This is a genomic window from Streptomyces sp. WM6372, assembly GCF_001279655.1.
Taxonomy (GTDB): Bacteria; Actinomycetota; Actinomycetes; order Streptomycetales; family Streptomycetaceae; genus Streptomyces.
Window position 1 is genome coordinate 1 of the sequence record NZ_LGDB01000230.1, and the last position, 18,369, is coordinate 18,369.

General features: G+C 72.1%; 20 protein-coding genes. 13 read left to right on the forward strand and 7 right to left on the reverse strand.

Going from position 1 to position 18,369, the window contains the following annotated elements; all coding sequences use genetic code 11:
• Positions 1-1,016, reverse strand: a 1,016-nt coding sequence (locus ADK52_RS33885; RefSeq protein ID WP_420714983.1) for a tetratricopeptide repeat protein, incomplete at its 3' end; no start/stop codon positions are given.
• Positions 1,017-1,121: 105 nt separating this feature from the next.
• Here ADK52_RS33885 and ADK52_RS33890 point away from each other — a divergent pair.
• Positions 1,122-2,564 (forward strand): FAD-binding oxidoreductase, encoded by a 1,443-nt coding sequence (locus ADK52_RS33890; protein WP_420714985.1) that lies wholly within the window; start codon positions 1,122-1,124, stop codon positions 2,562-2,564.
• Positions 2,565-2,626: 62 nt separating this feature from the next.
• On the opposite strand, the gene ADK52_RS33895 is transcribed toward ADK52_RS33890, so the two are convergent.
• A complete protein-coding gene (locus ADK52_RS33895; protein WP_053693709.1) occupies positions 2,627-3,106 on the reverse strand; it encodes an SsgA family sporulation/cell division regulator in 480 nt (159 codons plus the stop codon).
• A 276-nt stretch (positions 3,107-3,382) separates the two neighbouring features.
• On the opposite strand from ADK52_RS33895, the gene ADK52_RS33900 reads away from it, so the two are divergent.
• Entirely contained in the window at positions 3,383-5,143 is a 1,761-nt protein-coding gene (locus ADK52_RS33900) for an RDD family protein (RefSeq protein ID WP_053693710.1), read from the forward strand.
• Positions 5,144-5,231: 88 nt separating this feature from the next.
• On the forward strand, positions 5,232-5,960 hold the full coding sequence (locus ADK52_RS33905; RefSeq protein WP_053693711.1) for an RDD family protein: 729 nt from the start codon (positions 5,232-5,234) through the stop codon (positions 5,958-5,960).
• A gap of 39 nt (positions 5,961-5,999) precedes the next feature.
• Here ADK52_RS33905 and ADK52_RS33910 read toward each other — a convergent pair whose 3' ends face one another.
• Positions 6,000-6,389 carry a hypothetical protein gene (locus ADK52_RS33910; RefSeq protein WP_063784005.1) on the reverse strand — a complete coding sequence of 130 codons (390 nt, stop codon included), beginning with the start codon at positions 6,387-6,389 and terminating at the stop codon, positions 6,000-6,002.
• A 383-nt stretch (positions 6,390-6,772) separates the two neighbouring features.
• Between ADK52_RS33910 and ADK52_RS33915 the strand changes: the two genes are divergently transcribed.
• Together ADK52_RS33915 and ADK52_RS33920 are read left to right on the forward strand one after the other, a co-directional pair.
• Complete coding sequence (locus ADK52_RS33915) at positions 6,773-9,184, forward strand: immune inhibitor A domain-containing protein (protein WP_234344365.1); 2,412 nt, start codon at positions 6,773-6,775, stop codon at positions 9,182-9,184.
• A 113-nt stretch (positions 9,185-9,297) separates the two neighbouring features.
• Positions 9,298-9,600 (forward strand): hypothetical protein, encoded by a 303-nt coding sequence (locus ADK52_RS33920; protein WP_030158646.1) that lies wholly within the window; start codon positions 9,298-9,300, stop codon positions 9,598-9,600.
• Between the two features lie 30 nt (positions 9,601-9,630).
• Here the strand turns inward: ADK52_RS33920 and ADK52_RS33925 are convergent, their stop codons facing one another.
• Positions 9,631-10,224 carry a nicotinamidase gene (locus ADK52_RS33925; protein ID WP_053693713.1) on the reverse strand — a complete coding sequence of 198 codons (594 nt, stop codon included), beginning with the start codon at positions 10,222-10,224 and terminating at the stop codon, positions 9,631-9,633.
• Between the two features lie 120 nt (positions 10,225-10,344).
• Positions 10,345-11,673: a nicotinate phosphoribosyltransferase gene (locus tag ADK52_RS33930; protein ID WP_053693714.1), complete on the reverse strand. Its 1,329-nt coding sequence runs from the start codon at positions 11,671-11,673 to the stop codon at positions 10,345-10,347.
• A gap of 81 nt (positions 11,674-11,754) precedes the next feature.
• Here ADK52_RS33930 and clpS point away from each other — a divergent pair, with 81 nt between their 5' ends.
• The 7 genes from clpS (at position 11,755) to ADK52_RS33960 (ending at position 16,514) form a co-directional block, all read left to right on the forward strand.
• Positions 11,755-12,069 carry an ATP-dependent Clp protease adapter ClpS gene (clpS, locus tag ADK52_RS33935; protein ID WP_030299901.1) on the forward strand — a complete coding sequence of 105 codons (315 nt, stop codon included), beginning with the start codon at positions 11,755-11,757 and terminating at the stop codon, positions 12,067-12,069.
• Positions 12,069-12,686 (forward strand): DUF2017 domain-containing protein, encoded by a 618-nt coding sequence (locus ADK52_RS33940; protein WP_053693715.1) that lies wholly within the window; start codon positions 12,069-12,071, stop codon positions 12,684-12,686. Before clpS ends, ADK52_RS33940 begins: the two co-directional genes overlap by 1 nt.
• A 340-nt stretch (positions 12,687-13,026) precedes the next feature.
• Complete coding sequence (locus ADK52_RS33945) at positions 13,027-14,487, forward strand: amino acid permease (protein ID WP_053693716.1); 1,461 nt, start codon at positions 13,027-13,029, stop codon at positions 14,485-14,487.
• Between the two features lie 101 nt (positions 14,488-14,588).
• Entirely contained in the window at positions 14,589-15,011 is a 423-nt protein-coding gene (locus tag ADK52_RS33950) for a Mov34/MPN/PAD-1 family protein (RefSeq protein ID WP_030158640.1), read from the forward strand.
• A gap of 77 nt (positions 15,012-15,088) precedes the next feature.
• Positions 15,089-15,196: a putative leader peptide gene (locus ADK52_RS44860; RefSeq protein ID WP_324603773.1), complete on the forward strand. Its 108-nt coding sequence runs from the start codon at positions 15,089-15,091 to the stop codon at positions 15,194-15,196.
• Between the two features lie 80 nt (positions 15,197-15,276).
• A complete protein-coding gene (locus tag ADK52_RS33955) occupies positions 15,277-15,564 on the forward strand; it encodes a MoaD/ThiS family protein (protein ID WP_053693717.1) in 288 nt (95 codons plus the stop codon).
• On the forward strand, positions 15,564-16,514 hold the full coding sequence (locus ADK52_RS33960; RefSeq protein ID WP_030158636.1) for a PLP-dependent cysteine synthase family protein: 951 nt from the start codon (positions 15,564-15,566) through the stop codon (positions 16,512-16,514). Before ADK52_RS33955 ends, ADK52_RS33960 begins: the two co-directional genes overlap by 1 nt.
• A gap of 52 nt (positions 16,515-16,566) precedes the next feature.
• Here ADK52_RS33960 and ADK52_RS33965 read toward each other — a convergent pair whose 3' ends face one another.
• Together ADK52_RS33965 and ADK52_RS33970 are read right to left on the reverse strand one after the other, a co-directional pair.
• Positions 16,567-16,917 carry a DUF488 domain-containing protein gene (locus ADK52_RS33965; protein ID WP_053693718.1) on the reverse strand — a complete coding sequence of 117 codons (351 nt, stop codon included), beginning with the start codon at positions 16,915-16,917 and terminating at the stop codon, positions 16,567-16,569.
• Positions 16,914-17,333 carry a hypothetical protein gene (locus tag ADK52_RS33970; RefSeq protein ID WP_053693719.1) on the reverse strand — a complete coding sequence of 140 codons (420 nt, stop codon included), beginning with the start codon at positions 17,331-17,333 and terminating at the stop codon, positions 16,914-16,916. Before ADK52_RS33970 ends, ADK52_RS33965 begins: the two co-directional genes overlap by 4 nt.
• Before the next feature lie 228 nt (positions 17,334-17,561).
• Between ADK52_RS33970 and ADK52_RS33975 the strand changes: the two genes are divergently transcribed.
• Positions 17,562-18,314 carry an MBL fold metallo-hydrolase gene (locus tag ADK52_RS33975; RefSeq protein WP_053693720.1) on the forward strand — a complete coding sequence of 251 codons (753 nt, stop codon included), beginning with the start codon at positions 17,562-17,564 and terminating at the stop codon, positions 18,312-18,314.
• Positions 18,315-18,369 lie beyond the last annotated feature (55 nt).

The window sequence follows — 18,369 nt, forward strand, 5'->3', positions numbered from 1 at the left end:
CGCGCGCCCCCCCCCCCCCCCACCTCCCCCCCCCCCCCCGCCCCCTGCCCCCGGCCCACCCCCACCCGGTAGCCCCGGCCCCCCCCCCCGCCCCGGCCCAGCCCCGCCAGCGCCCGGGCCCGCCCGCCCAGCGCCTGCGCCTGCGCCGGATCCGCGCGCAGCGCGCCCTCGTACTGGCGCAGCGCCTCCGCGGCGTCGCCCCGCTCCCACGACAGCTCCCCGAGCCGGAACAGGACGTACGCCTTCTCCGCCGGCGCCTTCGCCGCGCCCCCCGCGTGCTCCATCGCCATCGTCGCGTCCTCGCGCCAGCCGCGGTCCCGGTAGACCTGTGAGGCGCGGATGAACGCGGCGAGCCCCGGCCTCAGGTCCAGCAGCCGCTCCATCGACCGCTCGGCGGCCTTGTAGTCGCCCAGGCCCGTGTACGCGTCCACCAGCACCGGGTACGCCGTCCACCGGCTCGACGCCTGCGCCCGTACGAGCTCGCCCCACTTCTTGCCGGTCGCGAAGTCGCCCCGGGCATTGGCCAGCGTGCCCATGGCCGTCATCGCGTCGAAGTTGCCCTTCTCGGCCGGGCGGAGCTCCAGCGACCGCTTCAGCGCCTTCTCGGCCTTCGGGTACCAGGCCGGCTCCGCCGACCGGCGGGCCTGCTCCAGGTAGGCCGCCCCGAGCACCGCCCAGGACGCGTCGTCCTTCTCGTGCCCCGCGACCCACTTCTCCCGGTCCGCGACCAGCGCCGTCAGGTCCACCGCCGCCGCCGGCGCCCCCATGCCGACCGCCGACGCGGCCCGCTCGGTGGGCCCCGGCGGGCGGGCGTCGTCGCCCGGGCGGGCCGGCCGGATCAGCAGGGCACCGGCGATCAGTACCACCGCGACCCCGGCCGCCACGAGCGTCTTGCGGCCGGTGAAGGTCACGGGTGGCGCGGGTCGCTGTGCTTCCTCCTCGATGCGGGCGGCGCGAGCAGCACGAGCAGTACGGGCGATACGGGAGATACGCGCGGTACGGGTGGCACGGTCCATGGGGTCACTGTGCGTCAATATGAAGAGTTCGCCGAGGTGTCCGAAGCCCGTCGCGGCCGTGTTCACACCGATGGCCCCCGGTGCCACGCTGGGCCCATGGATGTCATGGATGTCATGGACGGCGCCGGGGAAGACGATCTCTCCCCGCGTCTGCGCGCGAGCCTCCTGGAGGGGCTCCCGGCCGAGGCCCTCCTCACCGACCCCGAGGTGACGGCCTCCTACGCCACCGACACGGCCGCCTTCTGCGCCGCCGGCACCCCGGCGGCCGTGGCCCTGCCCCGCACCGTCGAACAGGTGCAGCACGTGCTGCGCACCGCCACCGCCCTGCGGGTCCCCGTCGTCCCGCAGGGCGCCCGCACCGGCCTGTCGGGCGCCGCCAACGCCTCCGACGGCTGCATCCTGCTCTCCCTCGTCAAGATGGACCGGATCCTGGAGATCAACACCGTCGACCGCATCGCCGTCGTCGAACCCGGCGTCGTGAACGCGGTGCTCTCACGGGCCGTCGCCGACCGGGGCCTGTTCTACCCGCCCGACCCCTCCAGCTGGGAGCAGTGCACGATCGGCGGCAACATCGGCACCGCCTCCGGCGGCCTGTGCTGCGTCAAGTACGGGGTCACCGCCGAGTACGTGCTCGGCCTCGACGTGGTCCTCGCCGACGGACGGCTGCTGCGTACGGGCCGGCGCACCGCCAAGGGAGTCGCCGGATACGACCTCACCCGGCTCTTCGTCGGCTCCGAGGGCAGCCTCGGCGTCGTCGTCCAGGCCGTACTCGCGCTGCGGCCCGCGCCGCCCCGCCAGCTCGCGCTGGCCGCCGAGTTCCCCTCGGCCGCCGCCGCCTGCGCGGCCGTCTGCGCCGTCATGGAGGCCGGGCTCACGCCCTCGCTGCTGGAACTGATGGACCGTACGACCGTCCGCGCCGTCAACGCGCTCGGGCGTGGGGGTCCCCCCTGCTCGAGCGAAGCCGAGAGCTTGGGGGAGGGACTGCCCGAGACCACCGAGGCCCTGCTGCTGGCCGCCTTCGACACCCCGGACGCACCCGAGGGCCTCGCCGCCGTGGGGGAGCTGTGCCGGGCCGCCGGGGCCACCGCCGTCGTCCCCGCCGAGGACGAGGCGGAGTCCGAACTGCTGCTCCAGGCCCGCCGGATGTCGCTGACCGCCCTGGACGCCCTGCGCCCCGCGACGATGATCGACGACGTCTGCGTACCGCGCTCGCGGCTCGCCGAGATGCTCGACGGGACGGCCGCCATCGCCCGCGCGTACGACCTGCTCATCGGGGTCTGCGCGCACGCCGGCGACGGCAACACGCACCCGGTGGTCTGCTTCGACCCGGCCGACGAGGACGAGACGCGGCGGGCCCGCGAGTCCTTCGACGAGATCATGGCGCTCGGGCTGGCCCTCGGCGGGACCATCACCGGCGAGCACGGGGTCGGGGTCCTCAAGAAGGAGTGGCTCGCGCGCGAACTGGGGCCGGTGGGGCTGGAGATGCAGCGCGCGGTCAAGCAGGCCTTCGACCCGCTCGGCCTGCTCAACCCCGGCAAGCTCTTCTGACCGTACGCCGGGTATGGAGGGGGCGGGGTGGACGAGGCGGAGGTGGCTGATCCGCATCACGATCACAGGTCCCCGTCCGCCGACTCGTCCGACGGCCACGGGTCCCGCATCCACAGGTCGTCGGCCGGGGTCGGCGCGAGCAGCTCCGCCAGCGCGGCGTCCAGGCCCAGCCGGTCGGCCTCGGTGCCGGGCGGGACCACCCGCAGCGTGCGCTCCAGCCACGCCGACACGGCGGCGGCCGGGGCCTCCAGCAGGGCGTCGCCGTCGGGGGAGGTGAGGGCCATGCAGAGGACGGCCCTGTTGTCGACCTTGGTGGGCCAGATCCGGACGTCTCCGTGGCCGGACGGGCGGAACACCCCCTCGACCAGCAGCTCGCGGGCGAAGGTCCAGTTGACCGGGGCGCTGGAGCCGGTGTGGAAGGTGATGTGCACGGCGAACGGGTCGTCCGTCAGGTAGACCAGCCGGGCCGGGACGGCGACGCTGCGCTCGGGGGACAGGACCAGCTTGAGTTCCAGCTCGCGCTCGACGACGGGGTGGTGCATGGCGGCCTCACTTCGGTTCTTCGGTTCTCCGGTTCGTGGTGCGGGGCCGGGTTCGCGCCCCACACCCGGTGAGAGCACCGATGTGCCCGGGTATGACGCGACTTCGTGCACCGGATCGGGGATTGGCCGGATCCTGTCGGGTGACCGAAAACAGCCGCAGGGTGTCGCATTCGCTCAAAGGCTTGGATTCTCCCGTTACCGGACCTGTCGGGGCACGGTTCTTGGCTATGGTCCTCCCCTTGCACAAGCCTCAAGCCACGATCGGAGTTGGGGACATTGACGGCCTCCCCTGGTGACGGCGAGCACGCGGCCCGCGAGGGCTACTACCCCGATCCGTCCATCCCCGGGTTCGTCCGGTACTGGAACGGCCTCAACTGGGTCCCGGGTACGAGCCGCCCCGCCCCCGCCGCCCCTGCCCCCGCCGCCCGGTCCGACGAGACGGGGCCGGTGTTCCTGGACGAGACCGGAGTGACCGAGGCGCTGCCGGAGCCCGGGCCGGAGCCGGAGCCCGGGCCGGAGCCGGAGCCCGCCGCTCCTGCGGTGCCCGCGGTGGCCGCGGTGGCCGCGGTGTCCGCGGCCTCGTGGCAGGCCGATCCCCTGCACCAGTCCGGCTTCGGCGGGCCGCGCGACCACCGGGTGTCCTGGGGCGGCCCGGCCCAGCCGGAGCCCGACGGGGGGCACGCTCCCGCCCCTTCGGTGCCGGCGGGGGTCCCGGTGGGCCGCGGGCCGCGCCCGGAGCCGCTGGAGGCGGCCGAACGGCCGGAGCGCGGGCCGGGGGTGTCCTTCGCCCGTACCGCGGAGCGGTTCCCCGCGCAGGCCGCCGTACGGGGCTCCGCCGAGAGCGTGGGCATCCTGTCGGCCCGCTCCCCGGCGGCACCCGCCCCGGCCCCGGCGCCCGCTCCCGCTCCCGTCGAGCCCGAGTGGCCCGCCGCCCCCGGCACCGGCGCCGGCCCCTCCGGCCTCACCTCGTCCTGGCCGCAGACCGCCCTCCGGCGCGACCCGTCACCCCGCCCCGAGCCCGAGGCCCCGGCGGGTCGGGCCCCGGCCGACCGCCCCGAACCGGAGGTCCGGGCGGACGGCGCCGCGTGGTCGCAGGCCCCGGTGCGCCGTGACCCGGCGGCGCGCCCCGCACCGGCGAACCCGGCGGCTCCGGTGCGTCGTGACCCCGCCGCCTGGCCAGAACCCGAGGCGCAGGCGGACCCCTACGCGCCGGAGGCCCCGTCGGCCGTGCAGTCCTCCCCGGCGGCCCGCCGCCCCGTCCCGGCCGGTCGGGCCTCCGCCCCCGTCTCCGCCCCCGTCGCCCGCCGTGCGGGCGTGCCCGCCTCGGCGGATCACGGCCTTGAGGCCGCGGAGGCCGCGGAGGCCGCGGCGGACCGGTTCGCACCGGGAGCCTCGGCTCCCGCCGCGCAGGCCCCGGCGGCCCGCCGCCCCGGGTCCGACCCCGCCCCCCGCCGGGCGGCCGTCCCCGCCGAAGCGGAGCACAGCCTCGAAGCGGATTCGGCGTCCGCGTCCGGCCGCGGCGTCCCCCGGGTCACCGAGCGGGCCGTGTTCGAGCGGATGGCGGAGCGGGCCACCCGGCCCGCCGGGCTCGTACGCCGGGCCGTGGCCCGCACGCTGGACACCCTCGTACTCGGCGCGGTCGCGGCCGGCACCGCCCGGCCCCTCGTGCCCGCGGTCACCGCCCACCTGGAGGCCAAGGTCGACGCCGCCAAGGGCAGCGGCCGGACCACCACCGTGTGGCTGTTCGACGCCACCACCGCCGGATACCTCGGTCTCGTCCTGGGCGCCGTGCTGCTCTTCGGGGTGTTCTACGAGGTGCTCCCCACCGCCCGCTGGGGCCGCACGCCCGGCAAGAAGCTCCTGGGGATCCGGGTGCTGGCCGCCGCCACCCTCCGCCCGCCCACGTTCGGTGCGGCCCTGCGCCGCTGGCTGGTGTACGCGTTCCTCGGACTCCCCGGCAGCCTCTGGTGTCTCGGGGACCGGCCCCGCCGCCGGGGCTGGCACGACCGGGCGGCCAAGACGTACGTGGCCCGCTGACGCCCGGCCCGCGGGCCGGGGGCGGCCCCTTCCCCCGAACGGACGCCGTCCCGTTGCGGGGTCGGCGGAGCCGGGTTCGACTCGGGCCATGAGTACCGATCAGCCGCCGCCGGGCCAGCCGCCCGAGGACGACCCGTTCCTCAAGAAGCCCCAGGAACCGACGCCTCCGTCGGGCGGTTCGCCGTACGACCGGCCCCCGGGCGGTCCGCCGCCCCCGCCGCCGGGCGGCCCGTACGGCGGTGCGGGCGGTGGCGGGGGATACCCGCCCCCGCCGCCACCCCCGCCGCCCGGAGACCCGTACGGCGGGAGCGGCGGCTACGGCATGCCCGATCCGCTCGCCGGAATGCCCCCGCTGGCCGACTTCGGCAAGCGGCTCGCGGCCCGCATCATCGACGTGGTGATCGTGCTCGTGCCGCTGTTCCTCATCCAGCTGGCGTTCGGCACGAACCGGTACTCGGTCCAGACGAACAAGGGGGAGGACGTCAGCCAGGTCTTCACCAAGTCGTACAGCGGCAGCGGCCTGGCGATGACGCTGATCTCGATCGTCCTGTTCGTCGGCTACGACTGGTGGTGCACCAAGAAGGACGGCAGGACCCTCGGCAAGAGGGCGCTCGGGCTGCGCGTCGCGATGCTCAACGACGGCAGCGTCCCGCCGTCGGGCGCGTCGCTCGGCCGCGCCGCCGTCCTCTGGCTGCCGGCGCTCCTCTGCTGCCCCTGCCTGTGGGAGATCGTGCTGATCGTATCGATCCTCGTGGACAAGCCGTACAAGCAGGGCCTCCACGACAAGGCGGGCAAGACGGTGGTGGTCAGCGCATAGCGGCGGAGCGCACCGGCCTGCGGCGGGATCGCGTACGGCTCAGTGGTGCACCGGCTGTTCGACGGCGGCCGTCCGGGGCTCAGGCACCCGGGCGGCCGCCGCCGCGTCCGCGGGGACCGGCTCGGGCACGCTTCCGGGCGCGGCGGGCGCGTTCCCGGGTGTGATTCCGGGCGTGATTTCGGTAACACCGGGGGAAACGCGGGGGGTACGGGCGGCGGCCCGGGCCGTTCCGGCCGGAGCCGCGTGCCGACCGCGCCGGCGGGGGCTGGCCGCGGTGAGCGCGACGAGCAGTCCGAGGGCCAGTGCGGCGGTGGTGATGACGGCGATCCCGCGCCCCGTGCTCGTCTGCGAGAGCAGCAGCATGGCGATGGTCGACACGACGACGGTGGCGGACCCGTAGAACAACTGGGCGGCAGTCGGACGCGGCATGGCGGTATCCGTCCTCAAGGCGGGGAGGGGGAGTCTGCTCAACTAGGTCGCGCGTCAGGCGACTCTATGTCGGGGGATTCCCGAGCGGAACCGCCAGTAAGCGTGACCTAACCCACGGTGCCCGGCGCACGGGGGGCGTACGGGATCATTCGCCGTCACACGGCGGGGTCGGGACGCGGCCTTCGTCCCGTCTGGCAGAGGAACGTCCGTATAGCGGAACTCCCTGACCGCATAGTGCAGTTGTAAGGAACAAGTCAAGGTCTGTCTTTTCCCTCGACTCTCCGGTCAAATGTCGTCACTTGAGACGCGCGCCGCGCGGAACCCCCCACTCCAACGGAGAAGTTCCGACCTGTGTCGCGGCCGCGGGAGGGGAACGACATCAAGTGACCAGCAATTCCGCTCGCAGACGAGCGCTGCGCGCCGCAGCCGTCGGTGTGACTCTGGCCGCAACCGCGGCTTCCGGCGCCTTCCTCGTCACCGCCCAGGCTTCCGAGGCGCCGTCGACCGCGCCCGCCTCGGACCGGCAGGACCCGACCGCCTCGGCCAAGGAGGCGGTCCAGCACAACCTGAAGGGCCCGTTCAGCGACCAGCAGGCGCAGGCCCGCGAAGCCGCCCTGGACCAGGTCCTGTCCGGCAAGAAGGCCGTGGAGCAGCGGGGCGCTTCCAAGGTCGTCAAGCTCGACGACAAGAAGTACGTCGAGCTCGGCCGCGAGAAGACCGACAAGATCTTCACGATCCTCGTCGAGTTCGGCGACCAGGTCGACAACACGACCATGTTCGACCCGGACGGCCCCGACGGCCCCAAGCCGGCGGTCCCGAAGTACGGCGGCACCCCCGGTCCGCTGCACAACACGATCGCCCAGCCCGACCGTGCGCAGAACAACAGCACGGCCTGGCGCAAGGACTTCAGCCGTGACTACTTCCAGGACCTGTACTTCGGTACGGGCAACGGCAAGGACTCGCTGAAGACCTACTACGAGAAGACCTCCTCGGGCCGCTACTCGGTCGAGGGCCAGGTCGCCGACTGGGTCAAGATCCCGAACAACGAGGCCCGTTACGGCTCCAACTACTGCGGCCAGACCAACTGCGCCAACGTGTGGGACACCGTCCGCGACGGCGTCAACGCGTGGGTCGCCGCCCAGAAGAAGGCCGGCAAGACCGACGCCGAGATCAAGGCCACGCTGGCCCAGTACGACCAGTGGGACCGCAACGACTTCGACGGCGACGGCAACTTCAACGAGCCCGACGGTTACATCGACCACTTCCAGATCGTCCACGCGGGCGAGGACGAGTCGGCCGGCGGCGGTGTCCAGGGCACCAACGCGCTGTGGGCGCACCGCTGGTACGCCTACGGCACCGACGCGGGCAAGACCGGTCCGGCGAACAACAAGGCCGGCGGCACCCAGATCGGTGACACCGGCATCTGGGTCGGCGACTACACGATGCAGCCGGAGAACGGCGGCCTCGGCGTCTTCGCGCACGAGTACGGCCACGACCTCGGCCTGCCGGACCTCTACGACACCACGGGTGGCGGCGAGAACTCGGTCGGTTTCTGGTCCCTGATGTCCGCCGGCTCCTGGCTCGGCGAGGGCAAGGACTCCATAGGCGACATGCCGGGCGACATGACCGCCTGGGACAAGCTCCAGCTGGGCTGGCTGAACTACGACACGGCCAAGGCCGCGACGAAGTCCACCCACAAGCTTGGTGTGTCGGAGTACAACACCAAGGACAAGCAGGCGCTGGTCGTCGAGCTGCCGAAGAAGCAGGTCAAGACCGACATCGTCGCTCCCGCCGAGGGCTCCTCGCAGTGGTGGAGCAACATGGGTGACGACCTCAAGAACACCCTCACCCGCACGGTCGACCTGACCGGCAAGTCCTCCGCCGCACTGTCCCTCAAGGGCTGGTGGGACATCGAGAAGGACTACGACTACCTCTACACCGAGGTGTCCACCGACGGCGGCGCCACCTGGACCGTCCTGAACGGCACCGCGGGCGGCAAGGCCATCCCGGCCGACGCCGCGGGCAACGCCGGTCTGACGGACGTCTCCGGCGGCTGGCAGGACCTGAAGTTCCCGCTCGACGCCTACGCCGGCAAGAAGATCGACCTCCGCTTCCGCTACCAGACGGACGGCGGCGCGGGCGGCAAGGGCTTCACCGCCGACGCCCTCGCGATCACCGCGGACGGCCAGACCCTGTTCACCGACGGCGCCGAGAACGGCGACAACGGCTGGACCGGCAAGGGCTTCTCCCGCGTCGGTGGCGGGTTCACCAAGGAGTACCCGCAGTACTACATCGCGGAGAACCGCCGCTACGTCTCGTACGACTCCACCCTCAAGGTGGGCCCGTACAACTTCGGCTGGGCCAACTCCAAGCCGGGCTGGGTCGAGCACTACCCGTACCAGGACGGCCTGCTGATCTGGCTCTGGGACAAGTCCCAGAAGGACAACAACACGAGCGTGCACCCCGGCTCGGGTCTGATCCTGCCGATCGACGCCAACGCCAAGCCGATGAAGTGGTCGGACGGCACCCTGCTGCGCAACAAGATCCAGCCGTACGACGCGCCGTTCAGCGCGTACTCGACGGACGCGTTCACCCTGCACAAGAACGGTGAGTCGCTGTTCCTGAAGCCGAAGCCCGCGAACCTGGTCTTCGACGACCACAAGGGCAAGTACTACTACGACGAGAACCCGACCGGTTCGGTGAAGGTCGCTGACACCAACACCAAGATCAAGATCGCGAAGGAGACCTACGACGGTCTCCAGATGACGGTCGAGGTCGGCCCCGCCGCCAAGTAATTCGGCAAACTCGCAGGTCAAAGCATGATCGGCCGTCGCCCCCTAGCGGGCGGCGGCCGATCGCGTTTAGATGCGGGTGCGAGTTTTTCTTATTGACGGGGGAGCTGAAGATCATGCCCGGTGGAGGTTTCGTCAGATTGCCAGGCGGCAGCGTGGTGGTCGCACTCACGCTGCCGCGGCCCTGCGGCGAGGGCGGGAACGTCCGCGTCCTGGTGCACGCCGCGAACCGGGCCCGCGCCCTGACCAGGCTGCGGAACCTCGGGATGCGGGCGGTGTACCTGCGCGGCAACGCACAGCCGCCGACCCCGGACGAGGTCACGGCCGTCCTGCACCACCCGGACGGCCTGCTGTGGCGCGGCGCCCCGGACCGGGCGCAGGAGCTCTGGCACCCCATCCGGGCCCTGCTGGGGCACTAGGAGCCGTCCCGGCAAGGCCCTGGAGGGCCCCTAGCGGCGGCTCTCGCCGATCAACTTGACGCCGGCCGAGCGGAGCTCCTCCAGCGCCCGGGCGGCGGTGTGGGGGGCCACGGCAACCGACAGGTCCAGCAGCACGCGGGTGGTGAAGCCGGCGCGTATGGCGTCGAGGGCCGTGGCCCGCACGCAGTGGTCGGTGGCGATCCCGACGACGTCCACCTCGCTCACGCGCTGGTCCCGCAGCCACTGGGTGAGCGGGGTGCCGTTCTCGTCGGCCCCCTCGAACCCGCTGTACGCGGCCTCGTAGGCGCCCTTGTCGAAGACGGCGGTAACGGCTCCGGAGGCGACGGCGGGGGCGAAGTTCGGGTGGAACCCGACGCCCTCGGTTCCGGCGACGCAGTGGACCGGCCAGGAGGTCTCGTAGTCCGGCTCGGCCGGGGGGCGGGCGAAGTGCGACCCGGGGTCGATGTGGCAGTCGCGGCTGGCGACGACGTGCCGGTAGCCGGCCGTGGCCTGGCCGATCAGCTCGGTGATCGCGGCGGCGACATCGGCCCCGCCGGTGACCGCGAGGCTGCCGCCTTCGCAGAAGTCGTTCTGTACGTCGACGACGATCAGTGCGCGGTGCATGTCGCGTGTCCTTCGGTTGTCGTGTGTGCCGCTGCGCGGGCTCTTCCCCCGCCCCGCCCCTTCCCGAAACCGGGGGCGCCGTCCCCGGGCCCGCCGGCCCGGGGGCGGCGCGGGACGGTCCTAGGCGTACTCCGTCGGGATGACCGGCTCGCCGCGCGAGAGCTGCGTCGCCGAGAGCGGGAGGCCGGCGCGGGCCTCGCGGTGGCGGTCGCGGGCCGCCTCCAGGGGCTCGCGGGCCACCACCTCGCCCGCCTTCACCAGCTGGACCAGGAGCTGGTCGTCCGCGAGTGCCGCCGGCACCGCGCCGGTCCCGACCACCTCCGCCTCGGCGATCCCCTCCGCGTCCGTCCGGCGCGCCGCCCACTTGCGGCCGCCGATCGAGGTCTTCCCGCCCGTGGACTTCTTCGCCACCGGCACCAGCGGCGCCTTGGGGTCCGCCGACGCGGCCCGCGCCACCAGCTTGTAGACCATCGAGCAGGTGGGGTGCCCGCTGCCCGTCACCAGCTGCGTGCCGACCCCGTACGCGTCCACCGGAGCCGCCGCCAGCGAGGCGATCGCGTACTCGTCCAGGTCCGAGGTCACCACGATCCGCGTCCCCGTCGCCCCCAGCTCGTCGAGCTGCTGGCGCACCCGGTGCGCGACGAGCAGCAGGTCGCCCGAGTCGATCCGGACCGCCCCCAGCCCCGTACCGGCGACCTCGACGGCCGTCCGTACGGCCTCCGCCACGTCGTAGGTGTCCACCAGCAGGGTGGTCCCGCTGCCCAGCGAGGCCACCTGCGCCTGGAAGGCGTCCCGCTCGGTGTCGTGCACCAGCGTGAAGGCGTGCGCCGAGGTACCGACCGTCGGGATCCCGTACCGGAAACCGGCCGCCAGGTCCGAGGTGGAGGTGAAGCCGCCGACGTACGCGGCCCGCGAGGCGGCCACCGCGGCCAGCTCGTGGGTGCGCCGCGCGCCCATCTCGATCAGCGGCCGCCCGCCGGCCGCCGAGGCCATCCGGGAGGCCGCGGCCGCGATCGCCGAGTCGTGGTTGAGGATCGACAGGATCACGGTCTCCAGCAGCACGCACTCGGCGAAGCTGCCCTCGACGCGCAGGAGCGGCGAGCCGGGGAAGTAGACCTCGCCCTCCGGGTAGCCCCAGATGTCGCCCGAGAAGCGGTACGAGGACAGCCAGTCCAGCGTCCGCATGTCGACGACGGCCCGCTCGCGCAGGAACTCCAGCACGGCCGCGTCGAAGCGGAAGTTCTCCACCGCGTCCAGGACGCGGCCGGTGCCCGCCACCACCCCGTAGCGGCGCCCCTCGGGCAGCCGCCGGGTGAAGACCTCGAAGACCGACCGGCGGTCGGCGGTGCCGTTCGCCAGGGCGGCCTGCAGCATCGTGAGCTCGTAATGATCCGTGAAGAGCGCTGTCGACGGCACGTCCACCGGCAGGCCCAGGTCCGCAGGGTTCATGTCACGGATGCTAGCGCACATTTCGTCAAAGTGACGAGATCTCGGGACCCGTTTGTGCGACCGGCCGGTCACAGTGGCAGCATGGGACAAGTGAGTGTTGCTCCCATTGAGATCGAACGCACCGAGTCGGCCGAAGAGACCTTCGCGGTCCCCGAACCCGACGTTCCCTGGGTGACCCTGGTGCACAACGACCCGGTCAACCTCATGAGCTACGTGACGTACGTGTTCCAGGCGTACTTCGGCTATTCGAAGGACAAGGCGCACAAGCTGATGCTCGACGTCCACCACAAGGGGCGGGCGGTCGTGTCCAGCGGCACCCGCGAGGAAATGGAGCGCGACGTGCAGGCCATGCACGGCTACGGCCTGTGGGCGACCCTCTCCCAGGACCGCTTCTGATGGGGCGCTCCGCCGGGATGTTCGAAGCCCTGAAGGGCGGCGGCGCCGCCATCGCGCTGGACGAGATCGAGATCTCCATCCTGCGCTCGCTGGCCGTGCAGCTGCTGGAGCTCGTCGGACCGGGCGCGCCCGAGCCCGACGAGGACGCCGACCCGCTGGCCGTGCTGTTCGCCGAGGGCAACCAGGGGCCGACCGAGCGGCCCTCCGACCCCGCGCTGATCCGGCTCTTCCCCGATGCGTACGGCGGCCCCGGCCCCGAGGACCAGGGCGTCGACCCGGCCGAGCTGGCCGCCCGGTCGGCGGAGTTCCGCCGGTTCACCGAGAACGACCTGCGCGCCCGCAAGCGGGAGGACGCGCTGGCCGTCGTACGGAGCCTGGACGGGCTCACGCCCGACGGGGACGGGGCGGCGGTGCTGGAGCTCACCGGAGAGCTCCCGCTGCGCTGGCTGGGCGCGCTCAACGACCTGCGCCTGACCATCGCGGCCCGGCTCGACATCACCGAGGACGACGAGAGCGCGATGCTCTTCCGGCTGCCGGACGACGATCCGCGCAAGCCGATGGTGATGGCGTACCTGTGGCTCGGTGGCCTCCAGGAGACGCTCATCGAAACGCTCTGAGCCCCCGCGGTGAACCGACGGAGCAGCCGCCGGAACGAACATCGTTCGCTCAGCGGACGCTCAAATCCGGATAACGATCAGATCACCGCGATGCGGTGGTCTGATCCGTTTCAGGACCTGTGTCCCGAATTTATTGTGCTCCAGGTCACTTTTCCGCGCCTGCGGCACCCGTAAGCCCGTGATAAATCTTCACGACCGCCGACGGGGCGCCACCCATGTCCCCCGGCCTGCTTGAACCGGCTGACCGCCGGGTGCAACTCCATCCGTATCCGGGGGGATCGAGGACCCGATCCGCTGCCTTCCAAGGCGCGGGTCGGCGTGGAGAAAGGCGCACCAAGACATGACCTCTGTGCAGGTCGAGCAGCACGACAAGACGCCCGGCGAGGGCGCCGCGGCCGAGGGTGGCGAGGGATACCACCGCGCACTCGGAGCCCGCCAGATCCAGATGATCGCGATCGGCGGAGCCATCGGCACCGGCCTCTTCCTGGGTGCCGGCAAGGCGATCTCGAAGGCCGGACCGAGCCTGATCCTGGCCTACGCCATCGCGGGCCTGGTCATCTTCTTCATCATGCGCGCCCTCGGCGAGCTGCTGATGTACCGCCCGGTCTCGGGCTCCTTCTCGGACTACGCCCGGGAGTTCCTCGGCCCCTTCTGGGGGTACGCGACCGGCTGGACGTACTGGCTCTTCTGGGTGGTCACCGGCATCACCGAGGTGACCGCGGCGGCCAAGTACATGTCGTACTGGACCCACGACAGCTTCCCGCAGTGGGCCTACGCGCTGATCTTCACGGTCATCCTCTACGCCGCCAACCTGATCTCCGTGAAGCTCTTCGGTGAGCTGGAGTTCTGGTTCTCCATGGTCAAGGTCACCGCCATCGTCGGCATGATCCTGATCTGCGCCGGCATCCTCACGGTCGGCTTCTCCGACGCCGCCGCCACCGCCTCCGTCTCCAACCTCTGGAGCGACCGCGGGTTCTTCCCGAACGGCATCGGCGAGACGCTGATGACGCTCCAGATCGTCATGTTCGCCTTCCTCGCGGTCGAGCTGGTCGGCGTCACCGCCGGCGAGTCCAAGGACCCCGAGAAGACCCTGCCCAAGGCCATCAACACCGTGCCGTGGCGCATCGCCGTCTTCTACGTCGGCGCGCTCATCATGATCATGTCGGTCATCCCGTGGTCCAACTTCAAGGCGGGCGAGAGCCCGTTCGTGCTGGCCTTCGAGAAGATGGGCCTCGGCGTCGGCGCCGCGATCGTCAACTTCGTCGTGCTGACCGCCGCGCTCTCCTCCTGCAACTCGGGCATGTACTCCACCGGCCGCATGCTGCGCGACCTCGCGCTCAACGGCCAGGGCCCGAAGTTCTTCACCAAGCTCACCAAGAGCGGCACCCCGCTCGTGGGCACCACCTTCTCCGCCGCGCTGATGCTGGTGGGCGTCTGGATCAACTACGTCGCCCCGGGCAAGGCCTTCGACTACGTCGTCTCCTTCGCCACCATCTCCGGCATGTGGGCCTGGATCATGATCCTCGTCTGCCAGATCCGCTACCGCGCCAAGGCCGACCGCGGCGAGCTGCCGCAGTCCCCGTTCCGGGCCCCCGGCGCCCCGTGGACCAGCTGGTTCGCCCTGCTGTTCATCGGCATGGTCATCGTGATGATGGGCATCGACAAGGACTCCCGCGTCTCGCTGTACTGCGCGCCGCTGTGGGGCCTGATCCTGGGCGTCTCGTACCTGGTGCTCAAGAAGCGCAACCCGGCCGGAGCCGCCTTCAACAAGGCCGGCAAGGTCTCCGAGCCGGCCGCCTGACCGGCGCCCCCGCTCGGGCCCCCACGGCCCCGTGTCCAGCATCCGGGCCCTCCCGTACCACACCTCGGTACGGGAGGGCCCGTCTGCTTATCCTGTCGACCATGCTGACCCTCACCCAGGCGCTGTACGACCGGATCGTCGAGCACGCGCGCAAGGACCACCCCGACGAGGCCTGCGGCGTCGTGGCCGGACCGGCCGGCACCGACCGCCCCGAGCGGTTCGTCCCGATGCTCAACGCGGCCCGCTCGCCCACGTTCTACGAGTTCGACTCGAAGGACCTGCTGAAGCTCTACCGCGAGCTCGACGACCGGGACGAGGAGCCCGTGATCGTCTACCACTCGCACACCGCGACCGAGGCCTACCCCTCCCGCACGGACGTCACCTACGCGAACGAGCCCGGCGCGCACTACGTCCTGGTCTCCACGGCGGACACCGACGGCCTCGGCGAGTTCCAGTTCCGCTCGTACCGGATCGTCGAAGGTGTCATCACGGAGGAAGAAGTGCAGGTCGTAGAGGGCTACTGACCACGATGTGAGCGGTCTGCGTCCACGATTCGGGATCACACTCCAAACGGGGGACCGGGAATCGTTAACATGACCGCATGGTTCCCCACGACGTGAGCATCGAGACGCCCGGCAGGCTGCTGCTCGTGGCGCGGCTGCACGTCGACCTGTGCCGTCTCGCCAGCAGCATCTGTCCTGCCGCCTGAGCACCACAGCCCCTCGCGCGGGGGCCTTGCGCCACGCGCCCTTACGCCCCTCCCGCCTTACTTCACCACTGGAGCCTGCCATGGCCATCGAGGTCCGCATCCCCACCATCCTCCGCACCTACACCGACGGCGAGAAGGCCGTCAGCGGTGAGGGCACCACCCTGTCCGAGCTCTTCGCGGACCTGGAGACGCGCCACAAGGGCATTCGAGAGCGAATCGTCGAGGGCGCTGACGGCGGCAAGCTGCGCCGCTTCGTGAACGTCTACCTCAACGACGAGGACGTCCGCTTCCTGGACGGCATCTCCACCGCCCTCAAGGACGGCGACAGCGTCACCATCCTCCCGGCGGTCGCCGGCGGCTCCGTCTGATGCGCTACGACTCCCCGCTGGCCGCGGTCGGCAACACGCCGCTCGTACGCCTGCCCCGGCTGTCGCCCTCGGACGACGTCCGTATCTGGGCCAAGCTGGAGGACCGGAACCCGACCGGCTCGATCAAGGACCGCCCCGCGCTCCACATGGTCGAACAGGCCGAGAAGGACGGCCGGCTGACCCCCGGCTGCACGATCCTGGAGCCGACGTCGGGCAACACCGGCATCTCGCTGGCGATGGCGGCCAAGCTCAAGGGCTACCGGATCGTGTGCGTCATGCCGGAGAACACCTCGCAGGAGCGGCGGGACCTGCTGGCCATGTGGGGAGCCGAGATCATCTCTTCGCCGGCGGCGGGCGGGTCGAACACCGCGGTGCGGGTGGCCAAGGAGCTGGCGGCGGAGCACCCCGACTGGGTGATGCTCTACCAGTACGGGAACCCGGACAACGCGGGCGCGCACTACGCGACGACGGGCCCCGAGATCCTGCGGGACCTCCCCTCGATCACCCACTTCGTGGCGGGCCTGGGCACGACGGGCACCCTGATGGGCGTGGGCCGCTACCTGCGCGAGCACGTGCCGGGCGTACGGATCGTCGCGGCGGAGCCGCGGTACGACGACCTGGTCTACGGCCTGCGCAACCTGGACGAGGGCTTCGTCCCGGAGCTGTACGACGCCTCGGTCCTGACCACCCGCTTCTCGGTGGGCTCGGCGGACGCGGTCACGCGCACCCGCGAACTCCTCCAGCAGGAGGGCATCTTCGCGGGCGTCTCCACCGGCGCCGCCCTGCACGCCGCGATCGGCGTGGGCCGCAAGGCGGTCGCGGCGGGCGAGAGCGCGGACATCGTCTTCGTCGTGGCCGACGGCGGCTGGAAGTACCTGTCGACGGGCGTCTACACGGCGAAGACGACCGAAGAAGCGATCGAAACCCTCCAGGGCCAGCTCTGGGCCTGAGCCCCGGCCCCTCCGGGGGCCCGGGGCTCCGCCCCGGGCCCGGACACGGCCGTCACCCGGACAGCAGCTCCGCCAGAACGGCGGCGTGGCTCGACGCGGGGTCCTTGACCGCGGTCAGAAGGGTGACCGGGCCCGCCTCGGCCAGCGTGCGCAGGCGGGCCAGTTCCGCCGCCGCCTCCGGCTCCGCCAGCTCCGCCTCGTAGCGGGCCCGGAACTCCCGCGCCGAGCCCCCGCCCCCGTGGAACCACGTGCGCAGCTCGCGGGACGGGGTCACCGCCTTCGGCCACTGGTCCACCGCGGCCGCCGCCTTCGACAGACCCCGCGGCCACAGCCGGTCCACGAGGACCCTCACGCCGTCGGCCCCCGGCTCCGGGGGGTCGTACACGCGCCGCAACCGGATCACGCGCCGCCTCCGAGTCCCTTGACCTCGTCCCACACCGCGGGATCCAGGACCCCCAGCCGCTTCCGGAACTCCCACACCCACACCTCCGCCGGCCGGTCCGCCTCCAGGAAAGCCGCCCGGCCCTGCGCCCCCACCGTCCCCGGCGGCAGCGGGATCACCCCGGCCCGCCGGTCGTCGTACTTCCCGGTGATCCACGCGACCCGCGCCCGGTGGGCCCGTACGGACGCCGCCGCCAGCACCAGGCACAGCCGCCCGTCCGCGAGACACCACAGCTCACCGGCGCGCGGCCGCGGCGCCGCGCCCGGCCCGTGCGGCGGCGGGGCCCGCCGGGCGAGCCCCGGCCGCCGCCCCGCGACCAGCACCACCAGAACCACGGCCACCACCGCGACCGCCGCGGGCCACCAGGACGTGTCCATATTCCGAAGGTAGCCGCGCCCCCACGCCCCGGCACGGCAGTGCACCGGCAGCGCACCGGGCCGGGCACCGGCACGCCCGTGCCCACCGTCGCTCCCCCGGGTGACAGCACAGGTGATTCCCCCCACAACGGCCTGCCGCGGAGGAGCGACCTGACGTTTCGCGCCTTACGCTCGACCCACGCACGGCCCGCATTCCGTCCACGGACCGTCCCCGGAGGTTCTCGCTCCATGAAGCTCACCGTCGTCGGCTGCTCGGGGTCGTTCCCGTCCGCGGAATCGGCCTGTTCGAGCTACCTCGTCGAGGCCGACGGCTTCCGGCTGCTCCTCGACATGGGCAACGGCGCCCTGGGCGAGATGCAGCGCCACGTCGGTCTCTACGACCTCGACGCGATCTTCCTGAGCCATCTGCACGCGGACCACTGCATCGACATGTGCGCGTACTTCGTCGCCCGCTTCTACCGCCACGAGGGCGGCCGCTGCGGCACGATCCCCGTCTACGGCCCCGACGGCACCGAGAAGCGCCTGACGACCGCGTACGAGGACGTCCCCGACGAGCGCTCCATGAGCGAGGTCTTCGACTTCCGGACCCTGAAGTCGGGCAGCTTCGAGATCGGCCCGTTCACGGTCCGCACCGAGCGGGTCTGCCACCCCGTCGAGGCGTACGGCATCCGCGTCGAACACGGCGGCCGCTCCCTCACGTACTCCGGCGACACGGGTGTCTGCCCCGAGCTGGGGACGCTGGCCGAGGGCGCGGACCTGTTCCTGTGCGAGGCCTCCTTCACGCACGGCAAGGAGGACGTCCCGGACCTCCACCTCAACGGCCGCGAGGCCGGGGAGTTCGCGCAGGGCGGCAAGGTCGGCCGGCTCGTCCTGACCCACATCCCGCCGTGGACGGACGCCCGCCAGAACCTGGCCGACGCCCGCGCGGTCTACGACGGCCCGGTGGACCTGGCGTACGCGGGCGCCGTCTACGAGGTCTGAGCACGGCTCTCGGCCGTACGTACGGCGTACGTACGCACGCCTTGCGTACGTACGC